The sequence below is a fragment of the Pseudonocardia sp. ZF1 genome, from assembly GCF_056835605.1.
In genome coordinates, this window is record NZ_JAJNBY010000001.1 from 3,543,324 (window position 1) to 3,551,944 (window position 8,621).

Here is an 8,621-nt window from a genome sequence, read left to right on the forward strand (position 1 = left end):
GCTCCCCGCGTGGTGTGCAGGCGGCCGGTGCGGTTCGGTGGTGGGTCGCACGGTAACCACAGCATCGCGGTTCTCCGGTTACGAATCCATTGCGTCCGCCGCCATTGCGCCGAGCAACACGGAATTGCGCGCGACGGTCGGTGAGCGGATCGCGACGTCCCGTCCGGCCCGATCCTCACGGAAAACACATCGGCGCAGGTCGGACGCATTCCGGTGCATTCTTCCGCTATGCAACATTGCATTGCGCATCGCAATTACCTGGTCGGTCGTGCGACCAGTGCCACATCGAGTGGTCAGTCCGAGCCCGTGAGCAGCGACGGCACCTGCCACAGGGGCACCGACACCGGACGACGAGACGCGCGCCGTCCCACGACGTGGAACCCGCTCCCCACGTCGCGGGAGCACTCGTCGGGCGAGAAACCGCCCTCCGCACACCATTCCCGAAGGCTTTCCCGCAGAATTGCCGTCGCGATCACGACGGTCACCGACCGAGTCCCGGCACACCCACTCCGGCACCGCGCCGACCCATTGTCCGGCAATTCCGGACAAGGGACCGGAACCGCATCGGAATTGGGGCACGGACGCCGCCGGCGTGCGCTCCACCTGCGGGACCGCGGGATCGCGGCCCGACCGTCCCCGCCTCCGGCGACGACGGCACACTTCCCCGCGACGTCAAACGCTCGACGTGTGCATTTCAGGAAGATCGCCTGAAACGGTCATTCGAGTACGGCCGTACCAATCGTGGGCGGTCAGCGCGGCGACGCCTGCGTGAACAGATCACCCTTCAGATAGATGTTCCAGTCGGCCGCCTTGAGGCCGTGCCCACCGGAACGCAGGTGGTAGCTCATCGCCGGCCCGGAGAAGGCCGTGTCGGTGGCGGGCTTCCAGCCCGTCGTGCCCAGTCCGTTGTCGCCGAGGCCGTAGAGGTCGTAGATCTCGCTCGCCGCCTCGTAGGCGAGGAACTCACCCTCGGGGTCGGCGTTGGAGTCGTCGCTGGCGCTGGCGATCACCAGCTTGCGCGGCGCGACCAGCCCCATCAGCTCGTGCTGGTCGACGGGCAGCTCGTCGACCTTGTTGCCGTAGGCCTGGTAGGTCTTCGGGAACCAGTACGGGAAGGAGCTGTTGACCCGCGACACCGTCTCGGCACCCACTCCCCCGTCGCCGCGGCGGGCGAGCTTCGCGCCGGTCGACCCCGAGTTGTTGGAGATGACCGCGGCGAAGCGCGGGTCCTGGGCGCCCGCCCAGAGCGCGGCCTTGCCGCTGCGGGAGTGCCCGATGACCGCGACCTTCGAGGGGTCGATGTCCTTGTCGGTCTGGAGATAGTCCATCGCCCGGCTCGCGCCCCAGGCCCAGGCGGCGACGGCCCGGCCGGCGTCGTCGGGCAGGTCGCTCCCGGACGGGTGGAACAGGTTGATCATCTTGCTGCGGTAGCTGCCGCTGTCGTCCGGGGCGATGTCGTTGGCGTCGATCTGGGCGAAGGCGTACCCGGCCTTCGTGATCGTCGAGACCGGTGCGTAGTCCGAGGACTGCCCCGGGTCGTCGGAGACCGAGCCCCGGTGGTCGATCATCAGGAAGGTGCCGCGCGGGGTCTGGCCCTTCGGGACGAACAGCCGCAGCGTGAACTTCCCGGTGCCCTCCGGCCCGGTGATGCCGATCGTGACCTTCTTGAGGGTGACGTCGCCGTCGTCGCTGGTCCGCACGTCGAAGGTCTGCTTGGTCGGCTTGGGCAGCGGCTGGCCGTAGACGTTCTCGCGGAACGCCGCCAGCAGCTCCGCGCGCCGGGTCCCCTCCCACTGGGCGACGTCGGTGACGCCGGTGCCGTCGAGCATGCGCAGCGGGTTCGGGTACTGCGTACCGTCGATGGTCACCGTCGCCGCGACGGACAGGCCCGCCGCCGGGACCGACGTGTAGGCGGCGGGTGCGACCGGCGTGGCCGTGGCCCCCACCGCACCCACGCACCCGGCCGCGGCGACCGCGCCGACGACGAACAGCGACGTCGCCGTCCTCGCCACGGGGTGCAGGACGCGACGACGGCTGCGCGGGCTGATCGGAGTGGACACGGTCCGAACGCTACCGAGGCGGGGACCCTCTGCAACCGCCGTTGCCGGTATCACGTCGATCGGGGGACATGATCACACACCTAACGTGTGACTCCTGTCGCCACAGGTGACGACGGGGTACGGCGGGTCCGCGCGGCGCCCCGGGAGGGGTCTGCCGCCGTTCGCGGCCGCGAACCGTCGGGGCCGCAGCGCGGTGTCGCGCGGGTCCCCGACCACCGACAGCGACCGCGGCATCCCGACGGTCCTACCGTGCGCGCCACGCCCGCAACCACGGATCGACGATCCGTGGTTACCGCGCCACGACCCGGCCAGGCTGGACCCATGCCACGCACCCCTGACCTCATCCTCCCCGACCTGACCGGGCGCCGCGCCGTCGTCACCGGCGGCAGCGACGGCGTCGGGCTCGGCATCGCCGACCGGCTCGCCGCCGCCGGTGCCGAGGTCGTGCTGCCCGTCCGCAACGCCGCGAAGGGCGCCGCCGCCGCCGACCGGATCCGCGACCGGCACCCCGGTGCCGCCGTCTCGCTGCGCGAGCTCGACCTGTCCTCGCTGTCCTCGGTCGCCGCGCTCGGGGAGACCCTGCGCGCGGAGGGACGCCCCGTCCACCTGCTGATCAACAACGCCGGTGTGATGACCCCGCCGGAGCGGCGCAGCACCGCCGACGGGTTCGAGCTGCAGTTCGGCACCAACCACCTCGGTCACGTCGCGCTCGTCGCGCACCTGCTGCCGCTGCTGCGCGAGGGCCGCGCCCGGGTGGTCTGCCAGATCAGCGTCGCCGCGGCCCGCGGCACGGTCCTGTGGGACGACCCGGACTCCGAGCGGTCCTACGACGGCATGGCCGCCTACCGGCACTCGAAGATCGCGTTCGGGCTGTTCGGCCTGGAGCTGGACCGGCGCAGCCGCGCCGCGGGCTGGGGCATCACCGCGAACCTGTCGCACCCGGGAGTCGCGCCGACCAACCTCCTGAACGCTCGGCCCGATCTCGGCCGCGAACGGCGGTCCGCCGGTCGACGGGTGATCGGGGCGCTGTCCCGGGCCGGTCTGCTGGTCGGGACCGCCGACTCGGCGGGGCTGCCCGCGCTGCTCGCCGCGACCGCCCCGGACGCCGGGCACGCCGTGTTCTACGGGCCGAAGGGTCCGGGCCGGGTGGGCGGACCACCCGCCGAGCAGGAGCTCTACCGCCCACTGCGCGACGCCGACGCCGCCCGCCGGGTGTGGGAGCTGTCTCAGCAGCGGGCCCGGGTGTCGTTCGACGGCGCGGCCACCCCCTGACAGCCCCCCTCGCCGACGCCTCCAGGACACCGGCGGGCCCCACCGCCGGGGGCCCGTCCGGAGGGGATCATGGAGACGTCGACGTACGGAGGTGCCCAGTGGCGGACCAGTCCCCCCAGGAGCGCGAGATCCTGCTGCACGGACAGCGTGTGAGCTACCGCGAGACCGGCCGCGGCGAGGGCCCGACGGTCCTGCTCGTGCACGGTCTCGCCGCGAGCTCACGCACCTGGGCCCCGGTGTTCGACGCGCTGGGCGGCGGGCTGCACGTGATCGCGCCGGATCTGCTCGGCCACGGCGCCAGCGAGGCCCCGCGCAGCGGCGACTACTCCCTCGGCGGGTACGCGACCGGGCTGCGGGACCTGCTGGCCGCGCTCGACGTCGAGCGGGCGACGATCGTGGGGCACTCGTTCGGCGGCGGCGTCGCGATGCAGTTCGCGCACCAGTTCCCCGAGTTCACCGAGCGGGTCGTGCTCGTGTCCTCCGGCGGTCTCGGCCACGACCTGACCCTCGCGCTGCGCGCGGCGAGCCTGCCGGGCACCGAGCTGGTGCTCCGCTCGGCGGCGTCGCTGACCCCGCCGTGGATGCGGCGCGCCGCGCACCGGCTCGCCCACCGCGTCGGTCGTGTGCCGCGCTCGGACATCGACGGTGTGCACACCGCGCTGGAGACCTTCGCCGACCGCGGCACCCGCGGCGCGTTCGTCCAGACCGCGCGGGGTGCGCTGGAGCCGTCCGGTCAGCGGCTCGACGGGGCGCAGCGCCTGCACCTGCTCGAAGAGGTGCCCGTGCTGCTGGTCGGTGGGAACCGCGACCGGGTCATCCCGCTCGCCCACACCCTCGCCGCGCACGACCGGCTGCCCGACAGCCGGCTGGAGGTGTTCGACGGCGCGGGGCACTTCCCGCACGCCGAGCAGCCGGAGCGGTTCGTGGGACTGCTGCGGGACTTCGTCGACGGGACGGCACCGGCGGAGGGTGACCGGGACGCGCTGCGCCGCCGGATCCTGGGGATCCCCCGGGTCGGCTGAGGCCGGTCCGGATCAGGAACGGGCCCGGGCGAGGGCGTCGAGTACCGCGTCGTCGGTGTGGCCGTACTCGCGGGCCGCTTCGCGCAGCCGGGACACCGCCTCCCCCAGCTCTCGGTGGTAGGCCCAGTGCTTGTCCAGGATTGCATCGATCTTGCGCTGGAACGCATCCCGGGCATCGCGCGAGACCGGATCGTCCGCTGCGGCCGGGATGTCGCGTAGAGCTCCGGCCCGGTCCAACACGGCGAAGACCTCGTCGGCACGAACGGCCAGCCGTGCGTGCACGGCGAGCACGGAGTCCACCGTTACCTGCGTCATCATCGTGTCCGAGGAGGTGCCGCGGGGATCGCCCGCCGGGATGCGCACCGTGCGGAGGTTAGGGATACGCCGCCGCGACCGGTCCGGGACAGGTCGATGCCGTCGCGATCGCGAACGTCACGACGCCGCGCGGAGGGTGGTGATGGCGTCAGCCGCCAGGCGGTCAGCCTCCCCGCACGTGCGGTCGATCGATGGCGAGGCTCCACTCCGGTCGACACCCACCGCTTGGACCTGCAGGCGCATCAGCGCATCGTCGGCGATGTCGACCAGGATCTCGCACAGCGGCGACGCCTGCTCCCGCTCGGTGAGTCGCACGGTCCCGTACCCGGCGACCTGACCCACCACCGCCCCGTCCGTCCCGACGGCCGGGGCCGCACTCTGCGGGATCATCTGGACCGCGTAGGAGAAGTCGACGGTGGACAGGTCCCGCCAGCTGCACCGATGCGACGTTCCGGCACTCAACTCGGGATCGAACCGCTCCACACGGGCGTCCTGCAGGCCGCGGGCGGCCAGCTGCTCCGCGGTCAGCGCGCGACACGGATCGAGCCGCATCACCTCGATGGCGGCCGGACGGACCGGGAACGGGCCCGTCGGCTGCGCCGGGGCCGACGTGCACCCGGCGAGTGCCACCGTCATCAGAAACGCCGCCCAGGCACCGGACCACGCCCTCATGTACCCCTCCCGCGCAGCGTGGAACGACCGTACCGGACCCGTAGACGATGATCGGGCGAACTCGTCCACGAGTGGCGTCCACCAAGATGGTGTGGAATGGCAACGTCGAACCGCCGCTGCGTTGGAGAACGGCGTGCTCGCCGCCGTCGGCGGACGTGATCGACCGGACGACCGCCGGTTACCACCTAAAGTCTCAGACGCTCCCGCTCAGCGGCTACGACCTGCCGTTCCACTGAGCTGGGGTCGATCGCGCGAGCGTCGCGCTCCTTGGCCTCGCTGCGGCGTGCGAAGGCGTCGAACAGCTGAGTCTTACCCTGCTGGATCTCGGCGATCCGCTCGTCGATGGAGTCCTTGGCCAGGATGCGGTGGACCTGGACAGGCCGTACCTGGCCCATGCGGTGGGCGCGCGCGATCGCCTGTTCCTCCACGCTCGGCTTCCAGTGCGGCTCCGCCAGGATGACGACGGAGGCGGCCTGGATGTTCAGTCCGACCCCACCAGCCTCGATCTGGCTGAGCAGGACGGCATGGTCCGCGCGGTCGGCGAAATCCTGGACGAGCTCCTGGCGCGCTGCAGGCGCCACCGAGCCGTCGATACGCCCGGACACCGCGGGCAGCTCCCGGGCCAGCAGGTCCAGGACCGAGAGGAACGTGCTGAACACGAGGACCTTCATCTCGTCCCCGGCTGCCTCGGACACGATCTCCTTGATCCGCTCCAGCTTCGCCGAGTCGGCCGACTCCAGCGCCGCCCGCCGCATTGCCATCACGTTGCCCGCGGCGACCGCTGCCCGGTAGCGCGCGGCGTCCTCCCCGGTCAGCTGCACCCACGCCTCCGTCTCGATGCGCTCCGGAAGCTCGTCGAGAACGTCGTCCTGGTTGCGCCGGAGATAGACGTCCGCGACTGCGCGACGGAACGCCGTGGCACCGGCGAGCGCGTCCCGCGCGTCGATCCGTGCGGCCAGCCACGGCTGCAGGTGCCCGACGAGCGCCCGGAACTCCTCGACCCGGTTCTCCATCGGGGTGCCGGTGAGGAACAGGGCTCGCTGGGCACGCCCTGCGGCGGCCGCGATCGCCTTGGTGCGCGCCGCGGCCGGGTTCTTCGCGTAGTGCGCCTCGTCGACCACCAGCAAGGCGGTCTCGGCGTCCCGGACAGCCTCGGGCAGCCGGGCAAGGGTGCCGAACGTGGTGACACCGACCCCGCCGTCTCGCAGCCAGCGAGCACCCGCGTCCTCCCGCTCGGTCCCGTGCAGGACGTGCGCGGAGAGCATCGTGAATCGCTCGGTCTCCTTGAGCCAGTTGACCAGCACACTGGCCGGACAGACGACCAGGAACCGCCGCTGCCCGTTCGCAGCGAGGTGGCACATCGTCGTGAGGGCCTGCAACGTCTTCCCGAGGCCCATCTCGTCGCCGAGCATCGACCGCTCCTGGTGCAGGGCGTACTGGGCGCCGAACTGCTGGTAGCCGCGCAGGGTCGCACGCAGGAGCGAGGTGTCCAGCGGCACCGCGACGATCCGCTGCCGCAGCTCGTCCGGAACGAACCCCTGCGCCGACTCCTCGTCCACCCGGTCGTCCACCGTGGACAGGAGGGCATTGATGGCGGCGGCGTCCCGGCCGTAGTCCGCCCACAGCTGCTGCTGCCGGTAGGCGCCCGGATCCACACGCTGCTCGTAGTCCGCGATGCCCGCGACCACCGCGCTCGTCGAGGGTTCGGCGAGGAGGCCCGCCAGGTCGTCGAGCGCACGCTGGGCCTCGGCGCGCCTGCGCCGCCCGACCAGGTTCCGCTTCCACCAGCTGCCGAGCACCGAGGCCTGGTCGGCGAGCGACTCGGTGAGGTCCAACAGCCGGCCCAGGTGCGGCCGGAGGGCCTCCGCATCCTCGGCGGCCCTCAACGCGGCGAGGGTGGCGAGGAGCTCGGCCTGCGCGCGCGTGGCCCGGTCGGGATCGAATCGGAATCGGGTCTCACCCCGGACCGCGACCGCCGCGGCCCGCGCGGCACGCGTCACCTGCTCCGCGGACCGCTCCCCCACACCGGGCACCCCGACGAGCCGGCGCGTGTTCTGCACGTCGGCGACGCTCCGCAGCCCGGCCTGCTCGATAGCGGCCCACCGCACGCCCCGCCCGGCCGCCTCCTTGAGCGCGGACACCGGCATGGCCTGCAGCCGACGCTGCACCTCGTCCGCTTTCAGGGCGTCGAGTTGGCGCGAGGCGCGAGCGCGAAGCTCCTCGACCCGTCCGAGCAGAGCGGTGCCGCGGGCGGCGAGGTCACGGGCGGCCGCCACCGTGTCCCGAGCGTCCGCCATCAGCTCCCCCTCAGACGATCACCGACCCCTCGATCTTCGCAGAACTCGGGTCATTGCTGCTGCCACCGGGTTCGGTACTCGGCCACGATCTCGTCCAGCCGCCGCTCCAGCAGCTCGGTGAGCTCCTGCTTCGTCCGGTCCTTCGCCAGCGCCCGGAAACACGGGCAGGAGAGAACCTCCCCGTTCCCCACCAGGCACACGAAGACCCCCGTCACCCGCAGCCCGTGGGCGACCGCGTCCGCCTGCTCGTCCCCGGGGAGCGGGATCCGGCGGGCGAACGCCGCCAAGATCTGCTGTTCGAGCGAGCGTCGACCCAGTCGCTCCGCCGCTCGCGCAGCGACCTTCCCGACGGCGTCGTGGACGGTCCTCTTCGCCGCGTCCACCTCGTTCGCGAGCTCGGCGAGGACCGAGCAGTCGACGCGGCCGGTCCGCCACTGCGGGGCGGACCGCCACACGTCGTCGTTCAGCGCCGTGGCGAGCTGCTCAGCGACCGTCCGCCGCCAGCCGACGGTGAGCACGGACCGCGCGATCTCGGCCTTCTGCCGCTCCGTCAGCCGACCGGTCGGCGCGGGCTCCCGCGGTCGAGGAATGCGAGCGACGGCCGCTCGCTCACGCCGCCGAGCGGCCTGCCACGTCCGGTACCGGCCGACTCCCCACGACCATGCGTTCTGGTGCTGGTAGCACCGATCCCAGGACTCCACAACCGGCCTACTGCAGTACCCCCGGGTGGTTTTGTTTTTCGCCCCACAATGATGTCCGCTTCCCCCCATCCATCGAGAATTCGGGCCGTAGCTGGGGAAGTCACTCCGCTCGACGAGTGGACTTCACCCGATCGTGAGCCCACGTGAGCATCACGTGACGACCCCACTAAGTTGGACACGCACGATCCAGGAGGGATTCGGTGGTGCATCCAGCCAGAAGTCTCTCCGCACGAAGGGGGAGCCGCCATCACAGCGACCAGTGAGTCCCAGGCCCGGCAGGCG

Annotated in this window: 8 protein-coding genes; 2 read left to right on the forward strand and 6 right to left on the reverse strand. The window is 72.0% G+C overall.

Annotated features, from left to right (window positions below; translation table 11 throughout):
- Positions 1 to 293: 293 nt before the first annotated feature.
- Both ZF1_RS17075 and ZF1_RS17080 read right to left on the reverse strand, forming a co-directional pair.
- Positions 294 to 485 carry a hypothetical protein gene (locus ZF1_RS17075; protein ID WP_482637768.1) on the reverse strand — a complete coding sequence of 64 codons (192 nt, stop codon included), beginning with the start codon at positions 483 to 485 and terminating at the stop codon, positions 294 to 296.
- Positions 486 to 749: 264 nt separating this feature from the next.
- A complete protein-coding gene (locus tag ZF1_RS17080) occupies positions 750 to 2,060 on the reverse strand; it encodes a dienelactone hydrolase family protein (RefSeq protein WP_251784958.1) in 1,311 nt (436 codons plus the stop codon).
- A gap of 321 nt (positions 2,061 to 2,381) precedes the next feature.
- On the opposite strand from ZF1_RS17080, the gene ZF1_RS17085 reads away from it, so the two are divergent.
- Entirely contained in the window at positions 2,382 to 3,332 is a 951-nt protein-coding gene (locus ZF1_RS17085) for an SDR family oxidoreductase (protein WP_482637769.1), read from the forward strand.
- A 98-nt stretch (positions 3,333 to 3,430) separates the two neighbouring features.
- Positions 3,431 to 4,354, forward strand: coding sequence for an alpha/beta fold hydrolase (locus ZF1_RS17090; RefSeq protein ID WP_482637770.1), 924 nt, complete (start codon positions 3,431 to 3,433; stop codon positions 4,352 to 4,354).
- Between the two features lie 12 nt (positions 4,355 to 4,366).
- On the opposite strand, the gene ZF1_RS17095 is transcribed toward ZF1_RS17090, so the two are convergent.
- From ZF1_RS17095 to ZF1_RS17110, 4 genes are all read right to left on the reverse strand, one after another.
- A complete protein-coding gene (locus ZF1_RS17095) occupies positions 4,367 to 4,717 on the reverse strand; it encodes a PE domain-containing protein (RefSeq protein WP_482637771.1) in 351 nt (116 codons plus the stop codon).
- Positions 4,718 to 4,786: 69 nt separating this feature from the next.
- Positions 4,787 to 5,410, reverse strand: a complete 624-nt coding sequence (locus ZF1_RS17100) for a DUF3558 family protein (RefSeq protein ID WP_482637772.1) — start codon at positions 5,408 to 5,410, stop codon at positions 4,787 to 4,789.
- A gap of 116 nt (positions 5,411 to 5,526) precedes the next feature.
- The gene (locus tag ZF1_RS17105; protein ID WP_482637773.1) at positions 5,527 to 7,638 is read right to left on the reverse strand and encodes a DEAD/DEAH box helicase; all 2,112 of its coding nucleotides are present in this window, start codon (positions 7,636 to 7,638) and stop codon (positions 5,527 to 5,529) included.
- A gap of 50 nt (positions 7,639 to 7,688) precedes the next feature.
- Positions 7,689 to 8,156: a hypothetical protein gene (locus tag ZF1_RS17110; protein WP_482637774.1), complete on the reverse strand. Its 468-nt coding sequence runs from the start codon at positions 8,154 to 8,156 to the stop codon at positions 7,689 to 7,691.
- Positions 8,157 to 8,621 lie beyond the last annotated feature (465 nt).